The organism is Mesorhizobium sp. J428 (assembly GCF_024699925.1).
Lineage (GTDB): Bacteria > Pseudomonadota > Alphaproteobacteria > Rhizobiales > Rhizobiaceae > Mesorhizobium_A.
This window is the reverse complement of the sequence record NZ_JAJOMX010000001.1, coordinates 3346070-3371279: the sequence shown is the minus strand read 5'-3', so window position 1 is coordinate 3371279 and position 25210 is coordinate 3346070. Positions and strand designations below refer to the sequence as shown.

At 67.6% G+C, this 25210-nt stretch carries 19 protein-coding genes and 1 pseudogene; 11 read left to right on the top strand and 9 right to left on the bottom strand.

The window, feature by feature from the left end; translation table 11 throughout:
* Positions 1-2474 precede the first annotated feature (2474 nt).
* From LRS09_RS30090 to LRS09_RS16925, 5 genes and pseudogenes are all read left to right on the top strand, one after another.
* Positions 2475-2570: pseudogene (locus tag LRS09_RS30090) on the top strand (hypothetical protein); the annotation flags it as partial.
* Between the two features lie 51 nt (positions 2571-2621).
* Positions 2622-3188: an SEL1-like repeat protein gene (locus LRS09_RS30085; protein ID WP_308240358.1), complete on the top strand. Its 567-nt coding sequence runs from the start codon at positions 2622-2624 to the stop codon at positions 3186-3188.
* Between the two features lie 182 nt (positions 3189-3370).
* Positions 3371-4294, top strand: coding sequence for a sulfite exporter TauE/SafE family protein (locus LRS09_RS16935; RefSeq protein ID WP_257807998.1), 924 nt, complete (start codon positions 3371-3373; stop codon positions 4292-4294).
* A 3-nt stretch (positions 4295-4297) separates the two neighbouring features.
* Positions 4298-5098, top strand: a complete 801-nt coding sequence (locus LRS09_RS16930; RefSeq protein ID WP_257807997.1) for a TIGR02186 family protein — start codon at positions 4298-4300, stop codon at positions 5096-5098.
* 2 nt (positions 5099-5100) lie between these two features.
* Positions 5101-5568, top strand: coding sequence for a DUF3429 domain-containing protein (locus LRS09_RS16925; protein ID WP_257807996.1), 468 nt, complete (start codon positions 5101-5103; stop codon positions 5566-5568).
* On the opposite strand, the gene pdeM is transcribed toward LRS09_RS16925, so the two are convergent.
* From pdeM to LRS09_RS16910, 3 genes are read right to left on the bottom strand one after another with little or no spacing between them, the layout of a single operon-like run.
* Positions 5565-6275 carry a ligase-associated DNA damage response endonuclease PdeM gene (gene pdeM / locus LRS09_RS16920; protein WP_257807994.1) on the bottom strand — a complete coding sequence of 237 codons (711 nt, stop codon included), beginning with the start codon at positions 6273-6275 and terminating at the stop codon, positions 5565-5567. The genes LRS09_RS16925 and pdeM overlap by 4 nt on opposite strands.
* Positions 6275-8794 carry a ligase-associated DNA damage response DEXH box helicase gene (locus LRS09_RS16915; protein ID WP_257807993.1) on the bottom strand — a complete coding sequence of 840 codons (2520 nt, stop codon included), beginning with the start codon at positions 8792-8794 and terminating at the stop codon, positions 6275-6277. The genes pdeM and LRS09_RS16915 overlap by 1 nt, the downstream gene beginning before the upstream one ends.
* Positions 8795-8842: 48 nt before the next feature.
* A complete protein-coding gene (locus tag LRS09_RS16910) occupies positions 8843-9754 on the bottom strand; it encodes a class I SAM-dependent methyltransferase (protein ID WP_257807990.1) in 912 nt (303 codons plus the stop codon).
* A 104-nt stretch (positions 9755-9858) separates the two neighbouring features.
* Between LRS09_RS16910 and LRS09_RS16905 the strand changes: the two genes are divergently transcribed.
* Both LRS09_RS16905 and LRS09_RS16900 read left to right on the top strand, forming a co-directional pair.
* Entirely contained in the window at positions 9859-10869 is a 1011-nt protein-coding gene (locus LRS09_RS16905; protein WP_257807989.1) for a ligase-associated DNA damage response exonuclease, read from the top strand.
* A complete protein-coding gene (locus LRS09_RS16900) occupies positions 10869-12467 on the top strand; it encodes a cisplatin damage response ATP-dependent DNA ligase (protein WP_257807988.1) in 1599 nt (532 codons plus the stop codon). Before LRS09_RS16905 ends, LRS09_RS16900 begins: the two co-directional genes overlap by 1 nt.
* Here the strand turns inward: LRS09_RS16900 and LRS09_RS16895 are convergent, their stop codons facing one another.
* Entirely contained in the window at positions 12468-13598 is a 1131-nt protein-coding gene (locus LRS09_RS16895) for a hypothetical protein (protein ID WP_257807986.1), read from the bottom strand.
* A gap of 203 nt (positions 13599-13801) precedes the next feature.
* Here LRS09_RS16895 and LRS09_RS16890 point away from each other — a divergent pair, with 203 nt between their 5' ends.
* Positions 13802-14770, top strand: a complete 969-nt coding sequence (locus tag LRS09_RS16890; RefSeq protein WP_257807985.1) for a nitronate monooxygenase family protein — start codon at positions 13802-13804, stop codon at positions 14768-14770.
* A 16-nt stretch (positions 14771-14786) separates the two neighbouring features.
* Here the strand turns inward: LRS09_RS16890 and LRS09_RS16885 are convergent, their stop codons facing one another.
* On the bottom strand, positions 14787-16373 hold the full coding sequence (locus LRS09_RS16885) for a trimethylamine methyltransferase family protein (protein ID WP_257807984.1): 1587 nt from the start codon (positions 16371-16373) through the stop codon (positions 14787-14789).
* 140 nt (positions 16374-16513) lie between these two features.
* Positions 16514-18007: a PLP-dependent aminotransferase family protein gene (locus LRS09_RS16880; protein WP_257807982.1), complete on the bottom strand. Its 1494-nt coding sequence runs from the start codon at positions 18005-18007 to the stop codon at positions 16514-16516.
* 176 nt (positions 18008-18183) lie between these two features.
* Between LRS09_RS16880 and pgi the strand changes: the two genes are divergently transcribed.
* Genes pgi through LRS09_RS16865 form a run of 3 tightly spaced genes read left to right on the top strand, consistent with a single transcriptional unit; the run spans position 18184 to position 21526 of the window.
* Entirely contained in the window at positions 18184-19827 is a 1644-nt protein-coding gene (gene pgi / locus LRS09_RS16875) for a glucose-6-phosphate isomerase (RefSeq protein ID WP_257807981.1), read from the top strand.
* 3 nt (positions 19828-19830) lie between these two features.
* Positions 19831-20556, top strand: coding sequence for an HAD family hydrolase (locus tag LRS09_RS16870; RefSeq protein ID WP_257807980.1), 726 nt, complete (start codon positions 19831-19833; stop codon positions 20554-20556).
* On the top strand, positions 20489-21526 hold the full coding sequence (locus LRS09_RS16865; protein WP_308240313.1) for a sulfurtransferase: 1038 nt from the start codon (positions 20489-20491) through the stop codon (positions 21524-21526). The genes LRS09_RS16870 and LRS09_RS16865 overlap by 68 nt, the downstream gene beginning before the upstream one ends.
* Before the next feature lie 11 nt (positions 21527-21537).
* Here LRS09_RS16865 and LRS09_RS16860 read toward each other — a convergent pair whose 3' ends face one another.
* From LRS09_RS16860 to LRS09_RS16850, 3 genes are all read right to left on the bottom strand, one after another.
* Positions 21538-22503 carry an alpha/beta fold hydrolase gene (locus LRS09_RS16860; RefSeq protein ID WP_257807978.1) on the bottom strand — a complete coding sequence of 322 codons (966 nt, stop codon included), beginning with the start codon at positions 22501-22503 and terminating at the stop codon, positions 21538-21540.
* A 5-nt stretch (positions 22504-22508) separates the two neighbouring features.
* Positions 22509-22688, bottom strand: a complete 180-nt coding sequence (locus LRS09_RS16855) for a hypothetical protein (protein ID WP_257807977.1) — start codon at positions 22686-22688, stop codon at positions 22509-22511.
* Positions 22689-22789: 101 nt separating this feature from the next.
* The gene (locus LRS09_RS16850; RefSeq protein ID WP_374684922.1) at positions 22790-24766 is read right to left on the bottom strand and encodes a long-chain fatty acid--CoA ligase; all 1977 of its coding nucleotides are present in this window, start codon (positions 24764-24766) and stop codon (positions 22790-22792) included.
* Positions 24767-25210: the final 444 nt, after the last annotated feature.

The window sequence follows — 25210 nt, the reverse complement described above, 5'->3', positions numbered from 1 at the left end:
CAGGGTGTCGACCTGACAAACGAGCTGGAGCGTCTTTCGGATTCGATCGGCGCGCTCGCCCAGCGCAGCGACGATCGCGGCATCGGCATGCTCCGGGCCGAGCTCGACCAGGTCAGGGCAACGATGGACCGGCTGGCGCGGGAAGACAGCGTCCATGCCGTCGAGCGCCGCTGGGACGAGTTCGACCGCCGGTTCGACGCCTTCGAGGAACGCGTCACGGCCAACGACCGCTTCGGCGGGAGCGATCCGGCGATCGAGGCGCTGACGGCGCGGCTGGAAGAGATCAGCGACGCGGTCAACAACCTGCCCGAATCCCTGTCGTTGCGCACGATGGAAGACAAGGTGCGCACGCTGGCGGGCGCCGTCGAACAGTTCGCGCGCCACCAGAACGCCGCCGCGCCGGATGCGCTGGCGCTGATCGGCGAACGTCTCGACGAGATCTCGCGCGCCATCGTCGCCTCGTCGGTCAACGTACAGTCGCCGGTGCCGCAGATCGAGCAGTTCGAGCGCATCGAGGCGCGCATCGCCTCGCTCGCCCGCCAGATCGAGGAACTCAACGATGACCGTCCGAGCGGCGAGATCATCGACCGGATCAACATGCTGTCGCTGCGTGTCGACGAGATGGCGCGCCGCGTGGCGATGCCCGACGCCTCGCTGGAGCATCTCGCGCGTCATGTCGCGGCGATTGCAGAGAAGTTGGACTCAGGCTTCGCCCCGCAGGATGCCGATTCGGTGGTGCGCGGTCTCGAAAGCCGCTTCTCCACGATCTCCGACATGCTGGAAGCGCAGGGCGAGACCGCAAGGCGCGGGCAGACCATCTTCCGCGAGCTCGAAGGCCGCATCGAGGAACTCGCGACCCGGCTCGAACAGCCTCAGGACGCCACGCTGATGAACGCGATCGACGCGCGGTTCGAAGAGCTTTCGCGCCGATTCGACCAGTCGGTGGGATCGCAGGGCAAGGCCTCGATCAGCGGCCTGGAAGCGCGCCTTGAAGACATTTCCGCCCGGCTCGAACAGTCTTCGCGCGAGGTCGCGGGCATCGACCCCGGCCTCATCAGGAGTCTGGAGAGCCAGGTCGCGAGCCTGTCCGAACACATGCGCAAGCCGGCGCCGTCGATCCCCGAATTCGAGGACATCGGCCCGCGCCTGGAGCAGATCGAGCAGTCGATCGCCGGCAGCCGCGATGCGATTCTCGAATCTGCGCGCGCGGCGGCCGAGCAGACGATCCGCCAGATCGCCGGGTCGCGCATGGACACACCCGCCGTGGAGGCGCTGGCGAAGGATCTGCACGCGCTGGACTCCCTCGCCCGCCGCTCGGACGAGCGAAACGCCCGCACCTTCGAAGCGATCCACGACACCCTGCTCAAGATCGTCGATCGTCTGGGCACGCTGGAATCGAGCAGCACTTCGGCGCCCCGCGCGTTCAAATCGCTTGCCGAGACGCCGCCGCTCGAACCTGCCGACGCCTTTGATCCAATGGACCCCATCGACGGCACACGCACCAGACGCACGCCCGCCGAGGCGGCGGCGGCGGCGGCGTCTGCGGCCCTTGAAGACGAGATCGAAAGCCCGCCGAGCGTCGACGCCCCCGCCAGGCGCTCGATGCTGAGCGGGCTGGCGCGCGCATTCGCCGGGCGCAAGGACGCCGTGAAGGCCGTCCCACTCGCCGGAGACGAACTTCCTACTCAGTCTCTCGCGCCCACTGTCGACATCGACGAGCCGATCGATCCCAAGATCGCCAACCGGCCGCTCGAGCCCGGCTCCGGCGCGCCCGACCTCAGCACGATCATGAAGCGGGTGCGCGACGAGCGTGCCAAGCCGATGCAGCAGGCCGAGGGCGAAGCGGCCAAGTCCGACTTCATCGCCGCCGCCCGCCGCGCCGCGCAGGCTGCCGCGGCCGAGGCGGAAGCCCAGAAGAAGGGCATCGACATCGCCGGTGGACGGAAATCGTCGGGCCTCGGCAGGATTCTCAAGAACCACCGCAAGACGGCGCTGATGGCCGCCGGCGGCGTCGTGATCGCGCTTGCCGGCCTTCAGCTCGGCAAGGCCTTCCTCGCCGAAGGCGAGCCGGTCGCCATATCCAAGCCCGAGGCGCCGAAGGCCGTTGAAACGGCCCCGGTGGCCGAAGAGCCGGCGGCGAAGGCAAGCACCGAGACAGCCGATACGCCCCGCACGGTCGAGCCGGTCGAACCGGTGAGCCCCGTGACCATGCCAAACCCCGCGCCCGGCGCGACCGATGCCGGAACGACCGCCGCCGTGCCCCACGCCGCGGCCACCGAGCCGGCCATGACGGAAGCGGACGAAGCGACGGTGTCGGAAGAGATTTCCCCCGAGCCGATCGTCGTACCGGCCGAAGCCGGTCCGCAGGCGCTGCGGGAGGCGGCCGAGCAAGGCGACCCGAAGGCGCTGTTCGAGATCGGCAGCCGCTACGCCGAAGGGCGCGGCACGAAGGCGGATCTCGCAGAAGCGGCAAAATGGTACGAGCGGGCCGCGGATGCAGGCTTCGCGCCGGCGCAGACCGCATCGGCAATTTCTACGAAAAGGGCACGGGCGTCGCCCGCGACATCGTCAAGGCCAAGACCTGGTACCAGATGGCGGCGGAGCAGGGCAACGCCAGCGCCATGCACAATCTCGCCGTGCTGTTCGCGATGGGAGCCGATGGCACCACCGACAACGAATCCGCCGGCCGCTGGTTCACCCGGGCGGCGGAGCTCGGCGTGAAGGACAGCCAGTTCAACCTCGGCATCCTCTCGGCCAAGGGCGTGGGCGTGTCCCAGAACCTGGAAGAATCCTACAAGTGGTTCGCGCTCGTCGCGAAGAACGGCGACAAGGACGCCGCTCAGAAGCGCGACGAGGTGGCCAACGCGCTGCGTCCCGAACAGTTGCAGCGCGCCCGCGCAGCGGCCGAGGCGTGGAAGCCGAAGGAACTCGACGTCGAGTCGAACGACACCTCCATTCCCGACGGCTGGACGGAGAGCCCTTCGAAGACCGCAAGCGTCGACATGAAGCAGGCCATCCGCAACATCCAGCTCATCCTCAACAAGAACGGCTACGACGCGGGCGGCGCCGACGGCGTGATGGGCGCTAAGACGACGGCGGCAATCAGCCAGTTCCAGAAGGACAACGGAATGCAGCCGACGGGCCGGGTCACCGAAGAGCTCGTCCGCGCGCTTCTTGCGAAAAAGTAGCCGTCCCCGCCGACGGCTTAACCTTCATTTCCGAAAGTCGGCGGAATATTCGCCGAGGGGCGCATTGCGGTTTGACTTCGCCGCAATGTGGGCGCAAGAGCCGTCTAGAGCCTCTCACGCTGGGACGGGAAATTCGCGTGCGAGTGCGGGCGTTTAGGGCAATTTTCGGTCAGGTCTGACGGGTGGGTATATATCTCCCCATCGCCGAGATGTCGGTCAATATTTTCGTCCTGCTGGCCATGGGCGCGGCGGTCGGCTTCCTGTCGGGCATGTTCGGCGTCGGCGGCGGCTTTCTCATCACCCCGCTGCTGATCTTCTACAACATCCCGCCGGCGATCGCGGTGGCGACCGGCGCCAACCAGGTCATCGCCTCCTCGTTTTCGGGCACGCTCGCGCATCTCAAGCGCGGCACCGTGGACATCAAGCTCGGACTTGTCCTGCTTGGGGGCGGTGTGATCGGGTCGTCGATCGGCGCCTATGTCTTCGCCATCCTGCGCTCGTTCGGCCAGCTCGATCTGGCGATCTCGCTGCTCTACGTCGTCTTCCTCGGCACCGTCGGCGGGCTGATGCTGATCGAGAGCCTGAACGCGATCCGCCAGGCGCGCGCGGGTGCGGCGCCGACCCTCAAGAAATCCGGCCAGCACAACTGGATTCTGCGCCTGCCGCTGAAGATGCGCTTCCGCGCTTCCAAGCTGTTCGTCAGCGTCATTCCGGTCCTCGCGCTCGGCGCCGCGATCGGCTTCCTCGCCGCGATCATGGGCGTCGGCGGCGGGTTCATCATGGTGCCGGCGCTGATCTACCTCTTGAAGGTCCCGACCAACGTCGTCATCGGCACCTCGCTGTTCCACATCATGTTCACCACCGCCTACACGACGCTGGTGCAGTCGACGCTGAACCAGACGGTCGACATCGTGCTCGCCTTCCTGCTGATGGTGGGCGGCGTGGCCGGGGCGCAGTATGGCGCGCGGATGGGCCAGCGGCTGCGCGGCGACCAGTTGCGCGCACTTCTCGCCGCGCTCGTGCTTGCGGTTGCGCTGCGTCTCGCCTTCGACATGTTCGTGGCGCCTGGCAGCGTCTACATGATCGCCTCGCCGGACGGGAGCTAGGCGATGCGCGCCGCGATCGTCCTCCTCGCCGTCATGCTGGGCCTGTGCGCCGCTCCTCTCTCGGCATTCGCCCAGCAGGAGGCGCCGGCGCACCTGCCCGAGAACATCCAGATAGGCCTGTCCACGAACCGCGTCACGATCACCTCCGACTTCTCCGGCGCCGACCTGACCATCTTCGGCGCGATCGACAATGCCGACGCGCAGATCAGCCGCCAGGGCGGCTATGACGTGATCGTAGTGCTGGAAGGCCCCGCGCAGCCGCTGGTGCTATGGCGCCGGTCGCGCTTCCTCGGCGTCTGGGTCAACGCGCAATCGCAGACCTTCGTCAACGTGCCGCTGTCCTATTCGGTCGCCACCACGCGCGCGCCGCAGGACATCACCAATCCCGACAGCTACAAGCGCCTCTCGCTCGGCACCGCCTACATCTATCTCGAACCGCAGGAGCGCAGCGGCAACCCCGCCACCATCTCCGAGTTCACCGCGGCGCTGCGCGACCGCAAGCTCGCGGCAGGCCTCTACAGCGAGAACGTCGGCGGCGTGCAATTCCTGTCGCAGACGCTCTTCCGCGCGACGCTGAGGCTGCCGCCCAACGTGCCGGTGGGCACGCACAAGGCGCGGGCCTTCCTGTTCCGCAACGGCGAGTTCATGAAGGAGACCTCCTCCAGCCTCGCCATCGTCAAGGCCGGCTTCGAGCAGACCGTGTTCCGCGTCGCCCATGAGAACAGCTTCTTCTACGGTCTCTTCGCCGTCGCGCTTGCCATGCTCACCGGCTGGATGGGCCGGCTGATCTTCCGCAAGGATTGACGATGGCGATCGACAGCGAGGGCGAGACAGGCAGCGTTCCAGCAAGGCCCGGCCTGCGGCTTGTCCTGGCCGGCTGCATCCCGTTCCTCATCCTCGTCCTCTGGCTGGGGTCGATCCCGCAGGATCACGTCTGGCGCGACGGCACCATTTCGCTGCTCAAGACCTATGCCGCGCTCGTCCTGTCCTTTCTCGGCGGCGCGCGCTTCGGGATTGTGATCGCCCATGAGACGCCGGGCGAGAATCTTACCCTGGCCGCCACTGCCATCCCGGTTCTCGCCGGCTGGCTCGCGCTCCTGATCGGCGAACCCGGCTCGTTCGCACTGCTCGCCGTCGCCTTCGCCGCGCAGGGCGCGTGGGACAGCCTCTCCGCCCATCGCGACGAGTTGCCCCTCTGGTATGGCCGCTGGCGGGTGCGGCTGACCGTCTTTGCGGTGGTCATGATGGTGGCGGCGTTCCTCGCGACTGCCTAGCCGGGGAACAGCACCGACCGGTTGAGCGCGTAGACGCGTTCGCTTCCCAGCACATGCGCCCTGAAGACGCGCCAGTCGAACAGGCCTGCATAGGCACGGTCGAGCACGTTGAGCGAGCCGGTGAGCGCGCCGAAGGCGGGCATGATCATGCGCAGCCCGTCGCTCGCGAAGCACGGGCGGCGAACGGAGCGGCCTTGCCGGACGATGTGCGCGCCCGGATGCAGATGGCCGGCGACCTCGCCGGCGCACTGGCCTGCGGTCGGTTCGTGCCGGAAGATCAGCCCGCCGAGCGCGACCTCGGTGACGCTGGTGCCCGACAGGTTCTCCGGCGCGTCGGGATCGTGGTTGCCAGTAACCCACAGCCAGTCGCGGCGGCGCATCATCTTCTCCAGCCGGTCGCGGAAGATCGACGGCATGTGCGAGGAGCCGACGCGGTCGTGAAAGCTGTCGCCGAGGCTGACGACGATGCGCGGATCGAAATCCGCGATCACCGCCTCCAGCTTCGTCAGCGTCTCCGCGGTGTCGTAGGGCGGCAGCAGGACGCCGCGGCGGGCATAGGCTGAGCCCTTCTCCAGATGCAGGTCGGATACGGCAAGCAGTCCATGCGCAGGGAAGAACAACGCGCCGCGCCGGTCGCAGAACGCCTCCTCGCCGGCGATCACGGCGGTGGCGGAAAACGTCTCCGCCTCATGTCTCCTCGCCAGCATCACCCGCCCATCGCCTCTTCGATCAGATCGTCCTCGGTGTCCTGCAGCAGCGCGTCGGCCGCGCCGCCGTTCACCCGCTCCTTGCCGATCTCCAGCATGATCGGCACGGCAAGCGGCGAGATGCGGTCGAGAGGCTTATGCATGATTCGACCCTTCACGCGCGACAGCATTTCGGCCAGCCGCTGGATGTCCAGCAGGCCCGTCGCCGCGTCCGCACGCGTGGCCTTGAGCAGGATGTGGTCGGGCTCGTACGCGCGCAGCACGTCGTAGATCAGGTCGGCCGAGACCGTCACCTGCCTGCCGGTCTTCTCCTGCCCCGGATGGCGCTTCTCGATCAGGCCGGAGATAACGGCGCAGTTGCGGAAGGTGCGCTTGAGCAGCCAGCTTTCGGCGAGCCAGGCTTCCAGGTCGTCCCCCAGCATATCCTCGTCGAAAAGCTCGGCCAGCGTAATGCTGCGCGACGCCAGCATCTCGCCGACGTCGCGCATCGACCACACCGCGATCGAATAGTCGGTCGCCACGAAGCCCAAAGGCTGCGCGCCCATGCGCTCCATGCGGCGAGTGAGCAGCATGCCGAGCGTCTGGTGCGCCAGCCTGCCCTCGAACGGATAGGCGACCATGTAGAAGCGGTTGCCGCGCGGAAAGGTCTCGACCAGCAGGTCGCCGCGCTTCGGCAGCACCGACTTGTCGCGCTGGATGCGCAGCCAGTCCGACACCTGGTCCGGCAGGCTCTGCCACCGCTTCGGGTCCGCCAGCATGCCGCGCACCTCGTCGGCGAGGTAGGTCGACAGCGGGAACCTGCCGCCGGCATAGACCGGGATGCGCGCATCCTGCCCGGTTGCGTTGGAGACGAAGCACTCGTTCTCGCGGATACCCTCGAACTTCAATACCTTGCCGGCGAAGAGGAAGGTGTCGCCCGGCGCGATGGTTTCGAGGAAGCCTTCCTCGATCTTGCCCAGCACCGGACCGCCGCGACCTGCCGCGCCGCGGCCGGACCGAACGTAGCGGACATTGAGATAAGCGGCCTCGACGATGGTGCCGACGTTGAGCCGATACTGCTGCGCGACGCGCGGATGGCTGACGCGCCACAGGCCGTCCTTCGTCAACCGGATGCGCGCATAGCGCTCATAAGTCCGCAGCGCGTAGCCGCCGGTGGCGACGAAATCGACCGCCTGGTCGAAGGTCTGCCGGTCGAGCCCGGCATAGGGTGCCGCGGAGCGGATCTCGTCGAAGAGCTCGTCGGCGCGGAACGGCTCGGCGCAGGCGCAGCCGAGGATGTGCTGCGCAAGCACGTCAAGCGCGCCATCGACCAGCGGCGGCGTATCCTGCGCGCCGAGATAGTTGGCCTCGAGCGCTGCACGGCACTCCATCACCTCGAACCGGTTGGCCGGCACGAGGATGGCGCGCGACGGATCGTCCATGCGGTGGTTGGAGCGGCCAATGCGCTGCGCCAGCCGGCTCGCGCCCTTCGGTGCACCGACATGGACGACGAGGTCGACATCGCCCCAGTCGATGCCGAGGTCGAGCGTCGACGTCGCGACGATCGCCCGCAGCGAGCCTGCCTCCATCGCCTTTTCCACCTTGCGGCGCTGAGCGACGTCGAGTGAGCCGTGATGCAGCGCGATCGGCAGCGAGTCCTCGTTCACCCGCCACAATTCCTGGAACAGCATCTCCGCCTGACTGCGGGTGTTCACGAACAGAAGCGTCGTCTGGTGCTTGCGGATCTCGTCATACACCGCCGGAATGGCGTAGCGCGCCGAATGCCCGGCCCAGGGCAGGCGTTCGTCCGTCTCCAGGATCGTGATCACAGGCTTCGCACCGCCTTCGACGGTGATCAGGTCGCCCATGTCGCCCGGCGGGTTCTGCGCAACCAGCCAGCGCCGCAACTCGTCCGGTTCGGCCACCGTCGCCGACAGGCCCACCGTCTGCAGCCGCGGCGCCAGCTTTCGCAGGCGCGCGAGGCCAAGCGACAGGAGATGGCCGCGCTTGGAGGTGACGAGCGAGTGCAGCTCGTCCAGCACCACATAGCGCAGGCCCGAAAAGAACCGCTCCGCATCCTTGCCCGAGATCAGCAATGCCAGCTGTTCCGGCGTGGTCAGCAGGATGTCGGGCGGGTCGAGCTTCTGGCGCTGGCGCTTGTGGGTCGGCGTGTCGCCGGTGCGGGTCTCGATCGTCACCGGAAGCCGCATCTCCTCGACCGGCTTGCCGAGGTTGCGCTCGATGTCGACTGCCAGCGCCTTGAGCGGCGAGATGTAGAGCGTGTGGATGCCGCGGAACGCCTCGCCCGGCTTGCGCTTCGGCCGCTCGGCCAGATCGACCAGCGACGGCAGGAACCCGGCCAGCGTCTTCCCCGCCCCGGTCGGGGCGATGAGCAGGACGGACCTGCCGGCCTGCGACCTGGACAAGAGCTCGATCTGATGGGCGCGCGGCGACCAACCGCGCTGCGCGAACCAGTCGAGGAAGGGTTCGGGAAGATGCGCGGGCGAAGCGTGCGAGCGAATGGCCGTCTGTTGCGTCACCGCAACCAGAACTAATGCAGAACATGCGCGGAGCCAAGGGGGGGTCGATCAATCCGGCCGGGTGGCCACCACGATCATTCCGGTCACCGCCTGCTCCCGATCCTTGCGGATCGTCGCTTCCGAGAGCGACAGCAGCCGGAAGCCGGCATCCGAAAGACAGCTTTCGACATAGGCCTGCGAATGCGCGTAGCGGCGCGTCTCGCACAGCGCGAAGCCGTCGGCCTCGTCGAGCTTCTCGACCGAGAAGGCGAAGAGGCCGCCCGGCACGACCATGGTCCTGGCGTTGGCGAAAGCCGTCTCCAGCGCCCCGACATACATGTAGACGTCCGCCGCGACGGCCAGATCGGCACGCGGCGTGTCGAAGGAGAGGACGGCGAGGTCCGCCTGTTCCAGCACGTCGTAGATGCCCTTGGCGCGCGCGACCTTGAGCATGCCGGTCGAGAGATCGTAGCCTTCGAGCCGGTCGCAGACCGGATGCAGACGCTCCCCCATCAGCCCCGTGCCGCAGCCGAGATCGATCGCGCAGGCGAAGCGTCCGGGATGGGTCGCCTTTATCGCATCGAACAGGAGTTCCGGCGCGCGATAGCCGAGCTTGACCACCAGCGAGGTCTCGAACTTGCCGGCGTACTGGTCGAACAGGGTCTCGACAAACGCGGCGGGCATCGCCTCGGGGTCTTCGGCTGCACCAGTGAGATGGAGCTTGAGCACGGCGCCGGCGTGGTCCTCCGGATCGAGCTTCAGCGCCATGCGGAAGGCTTCCGCGGCCGGCGCGACAGCGCCGGCGGCCTCGTGCATCTCGCCGAGCCGAAACCAGCCATAGGCCCAGCCCGGCGCCTTCTCGAGCGCCTGCAGCATCAGTTCGGCAGCGGCCGCGGCATCGCCCGACTGCAAAAGCATGTCGGCGAAGTCGGCGCGCCTGTCGGCGAGGGCATCACCGGAAGACGGATCGAAGGGTTTCATGACGATATGACTGGCGCCGCCGGCCGACGGCGCGCGCTTATGCTCCTGCCAATCGCTCTGCGCAAGAGGCTTCCCTGAGCGCGCCGATAGCCTATCTCTATGTCATGCGCGCCCGCGACCTCCTCCACACCCGTCCGGAAGGGCTTTACTGCCCGCCCGGCGATTTCTTCATCGATCCCGTTCGGCCGGTCGAGCGGGCGCTGGTGACGCACGGCCATGCGGACCATGCCCGCCCAGGCAACGGAAAGGTGCTGGCGACCCGCGAGACGCTGGACATCATGGGCATCCGCTACGGCGAAGGATTTGCCGGCTCCGCGCAGGTCGTCCGGCTGGGCGAGGCGATGGAGATCGGCGGGGCGCGCGTCACTTTCCATCCCGCCGGCCATGTCCTCGGCTCGGCGCAGATCGCGGTCGAGATGGACGGCATGCGCATCGTCGCCTCGGGCGATTACAAGCGCCGGGCCGACCCCACCTGCGCCGCCTTCGAGCCGATCGCCTGCGATGTCTTCATCACCGAGGCGACGTTTGGCCTGCCGGTCTTCCGCCATCCGGAATCCGCCGGGGAGACTGCGCGGCTCCTGGAGTCGGTCCGGCAGTTTCCCGAGCGCGCCCACCTCGTCGGCGCCTATGCGCTCGGCAAGGCGCAGCGCGTGATCCGCCTGCTGCGCGATGCTGGCTATGGCGAGACGATCTACATCCACGGCGCCCTCGCGAGGCTCTGCGACTACTACGTTTCTCAGGGTATCGACCTAGGGCCGCTGGCCCCCGCCACCATCGAGTCCGGCACGAAGGACCAATTCGCCGGCGCGATCGTCGTCGGCACGCCCTCGGCCTTCGCCGACCGCTGGGCGCGGCGCTTTCCCGATCCCGTCGCCTGCTTCGCCTCCGGCTGGATGCGCATCCGCCAGCGCGCCAAGCAGCGCGGCGTCGAACTGCCTTTGATCCTGTCGGACCATTCCGACTGGGACGAGCTCACCGCAACCATCACCGAGACCGGTGCCTCGGAAGTCTGGGTGACGCACGGCCGCGAGGAGGCGCTGGTGCGGTGGTGCGCGCTCGCCGGCATCGCCGCCCAGCCGCTGCACCTGATCGGCTACGAGGACGAGGGAGACTGATGCGCCGCTTCGCCGAGCTCCTCGACCGTCTCGTGCTCACGCCGTCGCGCAACGGCAAGCTGACGCTGCTCGTCGACTATTTCGCCGCCACGCCCGATCCGGACCGTGGGTTGGCGCTCGCCGTGCTGACGGGCGATCTCGACATTCCCTCCGTCAAGCCGGCGATGCTCAGGACGCTGGTGACCGAGCGCATGGACCCGGTGCTGTTCGGCTATTCCTACGACTATGTCGGCGACCTGGCGGAGACGATCTCGCTCGTCTGGCCGGAGACGCCGAGACCGGACGAAACGCACGATCCCCGCCTCTCCGAGATTGTCGCGACGCTGCAGCGCGCCGGGCGGGCCGACGGCCCGCGCATCTTCGCCGACCTGCTCGACCGGCTCGATATCCCCGCCCGCTTCGCCCTGATCAAGCTGGCGACGGGAGGGCTGCGCATCGGCGTCTCGGCGCGACTGGCCAAGCAGGCGCTGGCGGAGCTCGGCAACAAGGAAGCCAACGAGATCGAGGAGCTATGGCACGGGCTGAAGCCGCCTTATCTCTCGCTCTTCGCCTGGCTCGAGGGTCGGGCGGAAAGGCCGTCCTCGGCGGCGCTCGCCATGTTCAGGCCGGTCATGCTTGCCCATCCGGTCGAGGACCGCGACCTCGAGAAGGCTGATCCTGCCGACTACGCCGCGGAGTGGAAATGGGACGGCATCCGCGTGCAGGCGATCGGCGAAGGCGGCGTGCGGCGGCTCTACTCGCGCACCGGCGACGACGTCGCGACGGCTTTCCCGGACCTCCTCGAGGCCATGGACTTCGAGGCGGCGATCGACGGCGAACTGCTGGTGGGCTCCCCCGCGGTGACGGGCAGCTTCTCCGACCTGCAGCAGCGGCTCAACCGCAAGACGGTCTCGGCGAAGCTCGCCGCGAAATATCCCGCCTTCATGCGCTGCTACGATCTTCTCCAGCTCGGCGCGGAGGATCTGCGCCCCCTGCCCTTCGCCGAGCGGCGGGCGCGGCTGGAGGCGCTGATGCCCTCGCTCGACCCGCAGCGCTTCGACCTCTCGCCGCTGGTGCCGTTCGACACGTGGGACGAGCTGAACGCCCGGCGCATGTCGCCGCCGCATCCGGTGATCGAGGGCGTGATGCTGAAGCGGCACGATTCCGCCTACGTGCCCGGCCGGCCGAAAGGGCCGTGGTTCAAGTGGAAGCGCGATCCGTTCACGGTCGACGCGGTGCTGATGTATGCGCAGCGCGGCCACGGCAAGCGGTCGAGCTTCTATTCGGACTACACCTTCGGCGTTTGGGCCGGCGACGAGGCCGATCTGGAGCTCGTGCCGGTCGGCAAGGCCTATTTCGGCTTCACCGACGAGGAACTGAGGCAGATCGACAAATATGTCCGCGACAACACGATCGAGCGTTTCGGGCCGGTCCGCTCCGTGCGGGCCGACATGACGAGCGGGCTGGTGCTGGAAATCGCCTTCGAGGGCCTCAACCGCTCGACCCGCCACCGTTCCGGCGTGGCGATGCGCTTTCCGCGCATCTCGCGGCTGAGATGGGACAAGCCCACCGCCGAGGCAGACCGGCTGGAAACGCTCCAGGCGCTGCTGCCCGACTGATCAGGGCGCGGTGGCGCTGACCCTGATCTGCAGGATCTCCACCGCCTTGCCGCCGTCCTCGACATCCGATTGGATCTCGATCGCGCCCGCCCCCGCCGGCGTTCCCGCCGGCACATCCACCTGCAGCAGGAACTCGGAACGCTGCGAGCCGACGATGTAGCGGTTGCGGCCGCACTCGCCGAGCGCGCCGAAATCGCACGAGACGGACATCTGCGTCTCCGGCCCGTCGCCGGTGCGGGCGACGATGTCGAACACTGCATGCTTGCCGGTGATCCTCTCCAGCGTGCCCTGCCCGATGTCGAAGCGCACCACCGCTCCGGACTGGCCGGACGCGATGCGGATCGCCTTGTCGCCGCCCGCGTCCACGACCTCGGCTTTCGCTCCGGCCGCCGCGGCGACGGTGGTGGGATCGTCAGGCGAGAACACCACGATCCAGTTCTCCAGGGCCTCGTCCTCGCCCGGCCTGCGCGGCGCGCCGTCCGTTCCCGAGCCGCTGTCGGACGCGGCGGGGCCGGACCCCTGCGGCTGGCCGCTGTCCCTTGGGGCAAACAGACCGACCTCCGCCGCGATCCAGACCGCGAGGCCGACGATGATGAGGAAGGACAGGAGACCGGCGATCGAGCCCCAGCGGCTCCGGCCGCGTTTCGGCTTCTCCTCGGACCGCGCGGCGGGCTCGGCCGAGGGCCGCCGCGGCTCTCCCGCGAGCGCCGGACGTTCGGCGCGCTGCGGGGCCGGCGCGGTCGGCCAGTCGGGCGCGGGATCGCGCGAAACCGGCGGCTCGACCCGAGGCGACTCCGGAAAGAACGACGGTTCCTCGCGGCGCGCGGCAGCGGGCGCCGGGATGTCCGGGGCCGCCGGCTCCTGCATCGGTGCGGAGGGAGCCGCCACCGGCGGCGAGACCGAAGGAGCCGCCGGCTCGACCGCGGGCACGAACTCCGACTCGACGCTGGTGACGACGGCGAGCAGGCTCTTGCGCCGCCGCGCTGCGGCTTCGGGCGTGATCGAGGCATTCGCCTGGAGCGCCTTCTCGAGTGCCGCACTCGCCGAACGATAAACCTTTTCCCGGAAGGCTCGATCCTCGGGATCGCCCTTCGTGAATGCGTTTCTGATCGCCTGTTCGATCGGATCCAAGCGGCGTTTTCCCTTCGGGCAAGGCCCTTTCCCGCAATCGTTAACCGCAGGTGAGGCGGCAATCAACCTGCCGGCCTTCGCGCAGGGTACGGGATGGCGCTTGTCCACCGGCAAGGCAGGCTTGCGAAGATTGCGCGCCGCCGTCATTCTGCTAGACAGACATTACGTTTACGCAAACGTCAATCGACACGGAGGAGACGAGAATGGCGCTGCCGGAGATCCTGACCAAGAACCTGCGGATTCCGGTGGTGGGCTCGCCGCTGTTCATCATCTCGCACCCGCCGCTGGTGCTGGCGCAGTGCAAGGCAGGCATCGTCGGCTCGTTCCCGGCGCTGAACGCGCGGCCCGAGGCGCAGCTCGACGAATGGCTGGCCGAAGTCACGGAGACGCTGGCCGCGCACGACCGCGCCAATCCGGGCCGGCCGGCAGCCCCCTTCGCGGTCAACCAGATCGTGCACAAGTCGAACGCCCGCCTCGAGCACGACCTCGCCATGTGCGTGAAATACAAGGTGCCGATCGTCATCACCTCGCTCGGCGCCGTGCCGGAGGTGAACCAGGCGGTGCATTCCTACGGCGGCATCGTGCTGCACGACATCATCCACGACCGTCACGCCCGCAAGGCGATCGAGAAGGGCGCGGATGGTCTGATCGCGGTGGCGGCGGGCGCGGGCGGTCATGCCGGCACACTGTCGCCCTTCGCCCTGATCCAGGAGATCCGGCAGTGGTTCAACGGCCCGCTGCTCCTGTCGGGCGCGATCGCCAATGGCGGCGCAATCCTCGCCGCGCAGGCGATGGGCGCCGACATGGCCTATATCGGCTCGCCCTTCATCGCCACGAAGGAAGCGCGCGCGGTCGACGCCTACAAGCAGATGATCGTCGAGTCCAACGCGGCCGACATCGTCTACTCGAACCTTTTTACCGGCGTGCACGGCAATTACCTCAAGGGCTCCGTCCGCAATGCCGGCATGGACCCGGACCATCTGCCCGAATCCGATCCGTCCAAGATGGATTTCGGTTCGGCCAAGGCATGGAAGGAAATCTGGGGCTGCGGCCAGGGCATCGGCGTGGTCAAGGAAATCGTCTCGGCCGGTGAACTCGTCGACCGGCTCGCGCGCGAATACGACGCCGCGCGGGCGAGGCTCGGCCTCTCTGCCCAGGCCAAGGCCGCGTAGGGCGGGCGGTCGGTCGCTATCCGACCATCGCCGAGCGCGGCAGAAGGATGTTGGCGAACCTCGCCCGCAGCTGGTCGTCCAGCGACCGCGGGATGTGGTCGGGGAAGACCGTCGACAGGATGCGCTTCTTCTCGGCGATCGCGCGCTGGACGATGTCGGGCCTGCCCTTCTCGTTCCATTCCTTCGGGCTGAAGCGGTCGGCGATCGCCGGATAGAAATATTCGGTCTGCATCAGCTTCAGCGTCTGGCCGTGGCCAAGATAGTGGCCCGGCCCGTTGATGCAGACATCGGTGATGACGTCGACCGACAGTGCCGCGTCGGAGACGTCGATGCCGCGCACGCAGCGCAGACACTGGCCCAGCATGTCGTTGTCGATGATCAGGCTTTCGAGGCAGAAGCCGAGCAGCGAGGCGTGCATCCCGGCCGACTCGTAGATCAGGTTGAGGCCCGACAGGCCCGCGAGCACGTTGGTGATGCCCTTCTCATAGCCGGACTGGATGTCGGGCAGCTTCGAATCCGCCATGCCGGCCGCCGAGCCGCCCGGCAGGTCATAGAAATGCGCCATTTGCGCGCAGGCCGCCGTCAGCAGCGCCTGCTCGGCCGAGCCGCCCGACATCGCGCCGGTGCGCAGGTCGGAGACAAACGGCCAGGTGCCGAAGATGCAGGGATGGCCGGGCTTGAGGGCGTTGACGTAGACGAGGCCGACCAGCACCTCGGCCACCGCCTGCACCACCGCACCGGCGATCGCGGCCGGGGCCGTGGCGCCCGCCTGTCCAGCCGAGAGCAGCAGGATCGGAATACCGCCCTTCACGCAGGCTTCCAGCACGCCGCAGGCATCCTCGGCGAACTTCATCGGCGGCACGACGAAGCAGTTCGAGTTGGAAACGAAGGGACGGGCGCGGAACTTCTCCTCGCCGCCGGCGATCGCATAGAGCATCTCCAGAGCAGGGCCGACATTGTCCGCCACGGTGAAGGACGTGCCGACATGCTTGGTCGTGCCGGACACGCAGGCGTACAGCGTGTTCAGGTCCATGTCGAACGGGTCGACCACGTCGCGCGGCACCATCGGCCGCTGGAAGAAATGGATGTTGTCGAGGCCGTCGACGATGCGGGCGGCGTCGTAGATGTCCTGTAGCAGCGATTCCCGGTATTCCCGCTTCTCCACGTCCACCAGGTGCACCGCAGCACCCGCCGTACCGAAATGCACCCGCTTTCCCTGCACCACCATGTCATGCCGCGGGTCCTGCCCGTGCAGCGTGAAGTTGCGCGCGGCGATGCGGATCGTGTGCTCGACCAGTCCGCGCGGGAAGCGCAGCCGGCCGTCCTCGCCATGGGTCGCTCCGGCCTTGATACACGTCTCGATGCAGGACGGGATCGCATTGGCGAAGCCGACGGTCTCGAGCAGCGTCAGGACCGCCTCGTGGATGCGCTCCAGGTCGTTGGCCGCGAGCGGCGTGTAGCGGCCGCCTTCCATGCCCGGCCGGATCGGCCGCACGTCCTCCGCCAGAGGGGCCGCGCGCATCGCGCGGCGGGCCTCACGCCCTCCCGACCGGCGCATGCGGCTGCCATCGCCCAAATCCTGCTCCTGCAAGACTGCGTTCATGACTGGTTCCCCGATTCCTCGCGGCGCCGGCTTGTCCTCACCGTACTGCCGCCCGTTCACATGCGGGCCAGTCTTGCGCCGCCCGGCAAAGGCCGGGAAGTCCAGTTTTTGGGCCACAGGCCCTCGCCGGCTGGTCCAGATCAGGCGGCCGCGGGACGCCTGCCGGCAGCCGTCGCGAGTTCGCGGATTCCCGGCTCGATGTGCTGGAGCGAGATCGACGAGAAGCCCAGCCGCAGGAAGTTCGTCGGCCGCAAAGGGCCGTCGAAGAAGCGGTCGCCGGATTCGATCAGCACGCTGCGCGCAGCGGCCATCTCCGCCAGCGCGGACGCATTCACGCCCGCCGGACCTTCGAGCCAGAGCGACGTGCCGCCGGTGGCGGGCGACGACTTCCATTCGGGCAGGAAGGCCGACACCGCCTGGACGAGCCGCTTGCGGCGCTCGCTGAAGGCGCCGGAGAGCTTGCGCACCAGCGCCTCGTGGTGGCCAAGCGACAGGAACAGCGCCACGGCGCGCTGGTTGTTGGCCGGCGGATGCCTGAGCATGAAGCGGCGCAGCGCCCTGAGTTCCGCGATCAGATCGGCGGAGGCGACGATGTAGCCGAGGCGCAGGCCGGGTGCGAGCGTCTTCGACATCGAGCCGACATAGACGACGCGGCCGGAGCGATCGATGCTCTTCAGCGCCTGCTGCGGCGCCTCGTCGACGAGTTGGCTGTCGTAGCCGTCCTCGATGATGATCTGGTTGTTGCGCGTCGCGTCGGCAAGCAGCTGGGCGCGGCGCTCGGCGCTCAGCGACACCATGGTGGGGCAGTGGTGGCTCGGCGTGGTGAAGACGAAGCCGCAATCGGCCGGGATCTGGCCCACCTTCAGCCCGTCCTTGTCGACCGGCACCGGCACGATTTCGGCGCCGGCGAGACGGAAGACGCTGCGCGCATCGGGATAGCCCGGGTTCTCCATCGCCACGCGCGCACCCTTGGCCATCAGCAGCGTGGCCAGCATGTAGAGCGCGTTCTGCGCGCCGAGCGTGATGATGATCTCGTCGGGATTGGCGAAGATGCCGCGCCGCGGCAGCAGCCGCGCCTGGATCTGCTCGATCAGCGCCGGATCGTCCTGGTCGACCATGTCGGCCGCCCAGTTACGGATTTCCAGCACCGCCAGCGCCATGCGGTTGCACTCGCGCCACTCTGCCGTCGGGAACAGTGCCGGATCGAACTGACCGTAGACGAAGGGGTAGGACGACTTGATCCAGTTGCTCTGCTTCGAGGGCTTGGGCAGGTCGCTGGGCATCACCTTGCGGCGCGCCTTCCAGTCGACGCCGTCCTGGTTGTCGGCATGTTTCTGTGGGCCGCGGGCGGGCATGGCGAGCACTTCGGGATTGACGAAATGGCCGCGCCGCTCGCGCGCGATCAGGAAGCCCTGGTCGACCAGTTGCTGGAACGCGAGCACCACCGTGCCGCGGGCGACGCCGAGCTTCTCCGCCAGGATACGGCAGGACGGCAGCGGCATCGACGCTGCGATCTGTCGATCCAGGATGGCGGCTACGATCGCCTGGCGGATCTGGGCCTGGAGCGTCTGGCCGGATTCGGCCGAGATGGTGAACAGGCCGGACCAGATGGCGGCATCGTTTCGCGACGACATGGCGGACTCCCTCTCTATGGGCAAGCCTAGCCTGGAACTAACATGTCAGCAAGGCTGGCACAATCACTTACGCCACATTTTCGTTTTGTATTGTGACAATTGGGCCAGCCTCCGAAGTGGAATAAGGTCTCATCTCGGTCTAGCTTGCGCCGACGACGACCACGCTGGGGGACCAATTGGCACGGGCGGAACTCTCCGAATCGATCGAATCGTTGCGGCGGCATCGCGCCGCCGAGGCGCCCATGGACATGCGGGAGGCGTTCCGGACCGATCCGGGCCGATTCGGCGCGTTCTCGCTGACGTTCGACGATCTCCTTCTCGACTGGTCGAAATGCGCGGTGGACGCGCAGACGATGACGCTCCTCGAGAAAGCCGCCCTCGCGGCCGGCCTCGAAGGCAAGCGAGCCGCAATGTTCGCGGGCGAGCCGATCAACCTGACCGAGGGCCGCGCCGTGCTGCATGTCGCGCTGCGCGGCGCGACGGCGGGAGTAGCCGACGGACGCTCGAAGGAGGCCGGCGAGGTGGAGCGCGTGCTCGACGCGCTCTACGCTTTCGCCGATTCCATCCGTTCCGGCCGCACGAAGGGCGCGACCGGCAAGAAGATCACCGACGTGGTCAATATCGGCATCGGGGGCTCGGATCTCGGCCCGCAGATGGCCGTGCTGGCGCTCGCCCCGTTCCATGACGGGCCGCGCGCCCACTTCGTCTCCAATGTCGACGGCGCGCACATTGCGGATGTGTTGAAACAGCTCGATCCGGAAACCACCTTCTTCATCGTCGCCTCGAAGACCTTCACCACCATCGAGACGATGACCAATGCGACCACGGCGAAGGCCTGGGTGCAGTCCGCGGTCGGCGCCGACCTCGCTTCGCTGCACTTCGCGGCGGTCTCCACGGCGATCGACAAGGCTGCCGCCTTTGGCATTCCCGAAGAGCGCGTCTTCGGCTTCTGGGACTGGGTGGGCGGACGCTATTCGCTATGGTCGGCGATCGGCCTGCCGATCATGATCGCGGTCGGGCCGGAGAATTTCCGCCGTTTCCTCGCCGGCGCGCATGCGATGGACGAGCATTTCCGCACCGCGCCGATCCTGGAGAACCTGCCCGCCGTGCTCGGCCTGATCGGCTGGTGGCACCGCGTCATCTGCGGCTATCCGGCCCGCGCCGTCATCCCCTACGACCAGCGGCTATCGCGCCTGCCGGCCTACCTGCAGCAGCTCGACATGGAATCGAACGGCAAGGGCGTCGCGATCGACGGCACGGCGGTCACGACGCCGACCGGTCCCCTCGTCTTCGGCGAGCCCGGCACCAATGGCCAGCACGCCTTCTTCCAACTGCTGCACCAGGGCACCGACGTCATCCCGGTCGAGTTCATCGTCGCGGCCGAAGGGTTCGAGCCTGAACTCGCGCATCATCACGCGCTGCTCGTCGCGAACTGCCTCGCCCAGTCCGAGGCGCTGATGCGCGGCCGCACGCTGGACGAGGCGCGCGCGCAGCTCCTGAAAGCAGGGATGGACGCAGCGAAGGCGGAAACCATCGCGCCGCACCGCGTCTTCTCGGGCAACCGGCCCTCCGTCACTATCGTCCACCAGAAACTCGATCCGTTCGCGCTCGGCCGCCTCGTCGCACTCTACGAGCATCGCGTTTTCGTCGAGGCCGCGCTGTTCGGCATCAACGCCTTCGACCAGTGGGGCGTCGAACTGGGCAAGGAACTGGCGACCGGGCTGCTGCCGGTCGTCGAAGGCAAGGCCTCGGCCGCCGGGCGGGACGCATCGACCGCCGGCCTCGTCGCGCACATTCACGCATTGGCGACGGAGGAATAGGCTGTGGCGCGCATCCGGGGGATTCTCTTCGACAAGGACGGTACGCTGGTCGACTTCGACCGCACCTGGTTCTCGATCGGCGACATGATGGCTTTGGAAGCCGCCGGCGGCGACCGTCTGCGGGCGGACCGGCTGATGGAGCAGGCGGGCTACGACTTCAAGGCCAAGCACTTCGTCGCCGATTCGGTCTTCGCGGCGGGCACCAACGCCGATGTCGTGGCGCTCTGGTATCCGGACCTGGAACCGACGCTGCGCCAGGAGCTCGTCGTCCGCTTCAACGGCATCACCGCCATCAACGGTGCGGCGAAGGCGGTGGCCGTGGCCGGGGTCAAGGAAGCGCTCGCCGCGCTGCATCAGGGTGGCTACCGCATGGGCGTGGCGACCAACGATTCCACCGCCGGCGCGCAGCAGACCATCCTCATGCTCGGCATCGCCGGCATGTTCGACGCCGCCTACGGCTACGACGCGGTCGCCCGGCCGAAGCCGGCGCCGGACACGGTGCTCGCCTTCTGCGACCTCACCGGCCTCTCGCCCTCCGAGGTGGCCATCATCGGCGACAACGGCCACGACATCGAGATGGCGCACAATGCCGGTTGCGGGCTCTCGATCGGCGTGCTCTCCGGCACCGGGACGGAAGGCACGTTCAAGCGCGCGCGCGCCGATGCGATCATCGGCTCCGTCGCCGATCTGCCAATGCTTCTCGCCGAGAGGAACGCCCTCGCCGGCTAGGACCGGTTGTCACGGCGCGGCGCGTGTGACAGGAGATTCTTGCCCGCGCATCATGGCGCCGGCGGAACCCGGATCGGCCATGGAAAGCTATGCGCATCCCGAATTCCTCATCTCGCCGCAGGAGCTCCACGCGCGGCTCGGCGAGCCGGGGCTCGTCGTGCTCGACGTCACGACGACGCTCGTCGCCGCGAAGGACAAGCCCTTTGCGCCGCTGTCGGGAGAAGCCGAATTCCTGAAAAGCCATGTGCCCGGCGCGCGCTATGTCGATCTCGAGCGTGACCTGTCCGTCCCCGTCAAAGGCCTGCTGTTCACATTGCCGCCGCTCGAGGATTTCGCGCGTATGGCAGCCTCCCTCGGCATCGGGCGGGACAGTTTCGTCGTGGTTTATTCCACCGCGCAACCGGGCTGGGCTGCGCGCGTCTGGCTCATGTTGCGCGCATTCGGATTCACCAATGCCGCGGTGCTGAACGGCGGCTTTGCCGACTGGAAGGCCGCAGGCCTCCCCGTGAAGGCAGGAGCGGTTCCGCCCGCCACGCCTCCGCTGGAGGAATTTGCCTGGCGGCCGGCCGACAAGCGCGTGTTCGTTGACACCAGGGCCGTCAACAAAGCTCTCGACGACGGCAGCTCGCAACTCGTCAACGCCCTCCCGCCAGACGTATTCAGGGGAGACTCTCTGATCGTCTACGGACGTCCCGGCCACATCCCTCAAAGCATCAACGTGCCGACGGGCACGCTGGTCGACCCCGAAACCGGCCGCTACCTGGATCCTGCCTCTCTGGAAAGACGGTTCACCGACGCCGGAATCGATCCCGACACGTCTGTCATCGCCTATTGCGGCGCCGGGGTCGCAGCCAGCAACGTGGCCTTCGCACGGCTTCTGCTCGGCCACGAGAAGGTCTCGGTCTATGACGGATCGATGCTCGACTGGTCCAGGGATCCGCTCCGGCCCGTGGTGACGGGAGAGAAGTAGGCCGGCGGCGTCTATGTCGGCAGGCCGCGGACGAAGCGTGCGACCTCCGCGAACAATTCCTCGTCGTGACCCACCCAGACATGTCCGCCGGTCGGATAGACGACGAGTCGCGTGCCTTCAATCTCGCGCGCGATGTGGCGCGCCGCGTCGGCCGTGCCGAAACGGTCGTCCTCCACTGATGTGGCGAGCGTCGGCGCGCGGATGCGCTCAAGCTCCGACCGCGCCGGGTCGGAGGCGAGGCGGGCGTCGTTCATAAGCCCGCGGCTGCGGCGGCTGACAGGGAGGATGCCGGAGAGGATCTCGTCGACGCGGGCCCGTTCCGCGGCGGATGCCGCCGAGACCAGGGCCGGGTCGGTCGCGAGCATCGTGCCGATCATCGTATCGCGCGCCATCCCCAGAGCGGCCCAGAAAAGCAGATCGGACTCCAGCATCGCCCGCATCGTCTTCTCCTGCCACCAGCTCATCGGCTGGAAGCTCGGCCGCTCTGGAGCATATGAAGCCGGCACGATCGCGATCAGCGCGCTGCACCGGTCGGAATGGCGGATGGCGAACTCGATCGCCGACAACGCACCAGCCGAGCCGCCCGCGACGGGCAGCTTGTCGATCCCGAGATGGTCGAGCAGGTCCACGAACGCATCCGCCTGCCGCGCCGAGCTCGGATCATCGGGATAGGTGCTGCGCAGATAGCCGAAACGCGACGGCGCGATGATCCGGAAGCCGTCGGCGCTGAGACGGCGGCAGAAGGCCAGCCCCTGGTCGAAGCCGCCGCCCGTGCCGTGGATCATCAGGATCGGCGCGCCGGTGCCCGCCTCACCCCATTCTATCGTCCCAAGGCGGGTTTCGATGGTCGAGCTGCCCTGGGAGATGCGCGCCTCGGCTGCCGCCAGCGTCCGCCGGAAAGAAGCCGTCGCGACGCCGCCGCCTGCCAGAACGCCGGCCGCGGCGGCTCCCAGAAGCACGGCGCGGCGCGACGGCATGCGGGTCAGCCGTTCTTGCGAGTAGCGCGAGGTCCAAGCAGGCCGCGCTTCTCCAGCTCTTTCAGGATGTTCGCCGGCGATTCGCGGCAGCCGCATTGCTCGCGGTGCTGCCTGTGCCATTCGAGGCGCTCCTCGAACGTCGCATTGCGCGCAAGCGGGTGCGCCTCGTGCCATTCCCTGTTCATGGTCCTGCCCCATTGGTCGTCACGACAGCCACCGTGACGACCAACGGCCCGCAACGCCTTGATTCAGCGCAAAGCCGCAGCGGCCTCCTGCGGAAGAAGGATCAACCTCTCAGCTCGCGCCGCAGGATCTTGCCGACATTGGTCTTCGGCAGGTCGGTGCGGAACTCGATGTATTTCGGCACCTTGTAGCCGGTCAGGTTCTCGCGGAGATAGGCCTTCAGCACGTCGGCGGTCAGCGCCGGGTCCTTCTTGACCACGAACAGCTTCGGCGTTTCACCCGACTTCTCGTCCGGCACGCCGATCGCGGCGCATTCGAGCACGCCGGGATGGGTTGCCGCCACGTCCTCGATCTCGTTCGGATAGACGTTGAAGCCCGAGACGAGGATCATGTCCTTCTTACGGTCGACGATCTTGACGTAGCCGCGCGTGTCCATGAAGCCCATGTCGCCCGACTTGAAGAAGCCGTCGGCCGTCATGACCTTCGCGGTCTCCTCCGGGCGGTTCCAGTAGCCGGCCATCACCTGCGGGCCCTTGATGCAGATTTCGCCGACATCGCCGAGCGGCAGGTCGTTGCCGTCGTCGTCGCGGATCGTGATCTCCGTCGAAGGGATCGGGATGCCGATCGTGCCAGTGAACTCCGACGCGTCGAAGCGGTTGGCGGTCGCCACGGGCGACGTTTCCGACAGGCCGTAGCCCTCCGAGATGATGCAGCCGGTGAGCTTCTGCCAGCGTTCCGACACGGCCTTCTGCGCCGCCATGCCGCCGGCGAAGGTCAGCAGCAGCGGCTTGAAGTCGAGCTTCTGGAAGTCGGGATTGTTGAGCAGCGCGTTGAACAGCGTGTTGAGGCCGGGGAAGATGTTGAACGGATACTTTCCCAGCTCCTTGACGAAAGCGGGGATATCGCGCGGGTTGGGGATCAGGATGTTCTGCGCGCCCTGCTGCATGCCCATCAGCGCGTTCACCGTCAGCGCGTAGATGTGGTAGAGCGGCAGCGCGCAGACATAGACCAGCCGGTCGGGCTTCGCCCGCTTGAGATAGGCGGTCTGCACCCAGACGTCGTTCTGCGCCACATTGGCGAGCACGTTGCGATGCAGCAGCGTCGCGCCCTTCGAAACGCCCGTCGTGCCGCCGGTATATTGCAGGAAGGCGACGTCGTCCGGACCGACCTTCGCCGGCTTGAAGGTAGCGCGGCTGCCGGCCTTGAGCGCATCGTTGAACTTGATGTGCCCCGGCAGCGACCAGGCCGGCACCAGCTTCTTCACCCGGCGCACGACCAGGTTGACGATATGGCCCTTGAGGCCGAGCAGGTCGCCCATCGCGGCGACGACGACGTGCTTCACGTTGGTCTTGGCGACGATGGACTGGAGCGTGTGGGCGAAGTTCTCCAGGATGATGATCGCCTCGGCGCCGGAATCCTTCAGCTGATGCTCGAGCTCGCGCGGCGTGTAGAGCGGATTGACATTGACGACCGTGTAGCCCGCGCGCAGCACCGCAGTCATCGCGATCGGATATTGCAGCACGTTCGGCATCATGATCGCCACCCGCGCTCCCTTCTGCAGTCCTTTGGACTGCAGGAAGGCGGCGAAGGACTGGGCCATCTCGCCGATCTGCGCATAGGTGAGCGTTTTGTCCATGCAGGTGAAGGCCGGCCGGGTCGAGAACTTCTTGACCGAATCCGCCAGCAGATCGCCGATCGACTGATAGGGGATCGGACCGATCTCGGCGGGGATCTCCTTCGGATAGCTCGCCAGCCAGGGCTTCGATGCCGAGGTCGGCTTGTTCGAGGTTTTCGCCTTGGCGGCGGGCTTCGCGGTGGCCGGCTTGACGGTCTCCGCCGCCGGCGTCTCGGCAGACGCAGCGGCCGCCTTCACGGCCTCCGGCTTCGCCTCCGCAGACTTTGCGGCCTTGGGCTTCTGCGCGGGCTTTGCAGGCTTCGCCGCGGCTTTCGCAGGCGCCGCTGCTGCGGCGGCCGCAGCTGGCTTTGCGGCCTTAGCCGCCGACTTGGGGGCGGCGGGCTTGGACACAGCGAGCTTGGCGGCCGACGTGGCCGGAGCTGCTTTGGCCTTCGCAGCGGCCACGGGCTTCGCCTTCGCGACAGGTGCTGCTTTCGCCTTCGCCGGCACGGCGGCCGGCTTCGCCTTGCTCTCCGCCGTCGCCTTTGCCGTCGATTTCTTCGCGTCTTCGGCGGGCGCCTTCTTCATGTCGGACGGTTTGGTGCGCGCCGCGAGACCGCTCTTCGGCGCAGCGGCCTTCGCCGACTTGCCAGCGGCCCGTGCTCCCGCACCGGACTTTCCTGCCGATTTTGCCATTCCCTGCTCCCTCCACGTCCCGGCAGAGTGCCACCAGGACTTGTTGTATTTCATGCCGGCCGCAAACGGCCATCGATCCTTGGTGGGTCTATCTAGGGTGAGATGACCGAAGCACGCAAGTCTCGCGTTTCCCACCGATCCCGCCGCGCGCCCGACGGATTTCAAACATTCCCCAACGCCACGCCGGGGGGAGTTCCAATGCTCCGAATTCGA

What these genes read in the sequence shown, in the direction of transcription:
- LRS09_RS30085 (WP_308240358.1), top strand. Translation starts at nt 2,622, where the DNA reads ATGCACAATCTCGCCGTGCTGTTCGCGATGGGAGCCGATGGCACCACC.
- LRS09_RS16930 (WP_257807997.1), top strand. Translation starts at nt 4,298, where the DNA reads ATGCGCGCCGCGATCGTCCTCCTCGCCGTCATGCTGGGCCTGTGCGCC.
- LRS09_RS16925 (WP_257807996.1), top strand. Translation starts at nt 5,101, where the DNA reads ATGGCGATCGACAGCGAGGGCGAGACAGGCAGCGTTCCAGCAAGGCCC.
- pdeM (WP_257807994.1), bottom strand. Translation starts at nt 6,275, where the DNA reads ATGCTGGCGAGGAGACATGAGGCGGAGACGTTTTCCGCCACCGCCGTG.
- LRS09_RS16910 (WP_257807990.1), bottom strand. Translation starts at nt 9,754, where the DNA reads ATGAAACCCTTCGATCCGTCTTCCGGTGATGCCCTCGCCGACAGGCGC.
- LRS09_RS16905 (WP_257807989.1), top strand. Translation starts at nt 9,859, where the DNA reads ATGCGCGCCCGCGACCTCCTCCACACCCGTCCGGAAGGGCTTTACTGC.
- LRS09_RS16900 (WP_257807988.1), top strand. Translation starts at nt 10,869, where the DNA reads ATGCGCCGCTTCGCCGAGCTCCTCGACCGTCTCGTGCTCACGCCGTCG.
- LRS09_RS16890 (WP_257807985.1), top strand. Translation starts at nt 13,802, where the DNA reads ATGGCGCTGCCGGAGATCCTGACCAAGAACCTGCGGATTCCGGTGGTG.
- LRS09_RS16885 (WP_257807984.1), bottom strand. Translation starts at nt 16,373, where the DNA reads ATGAACGCAGTCTTGCAGGAGCAGGATTTGGGCGATGGCAGCCGCATG.
- LRS09_RS16880 (WP_257807982.1), bottom strand. Translation starts at nt 18,007, where the DNA reads ATGTCGTCGCGAAACGATGCCGCCATCTGGTCCGGCCTGTTCACCATC.
- LRS09_RS16865 (WP_308240313.1), top strand. Translation starts at nt 20,489, where the DNA reads ATGCGATCATCGGCTCCGTCGCCGATCTGCCAATGCTTCTCGCCGAGA.
- LRS09_RS16860 (WP_257807978.1), bottom strand. Translation starts at nt 22,503, where the DNA reads ATGCCGTCGCGCCGCGCCGTGCTTCTGGGAGCCGCCGCGGCCGGCGTT.
- LRS09_RS16855 (WP_257807977.1), bottom strand. Translation starts at nt 22,688, where the DNA reads ATGAACAGGGAATGGCACGAGGCGCACCCGCTTGCGCGCAATGCGACG.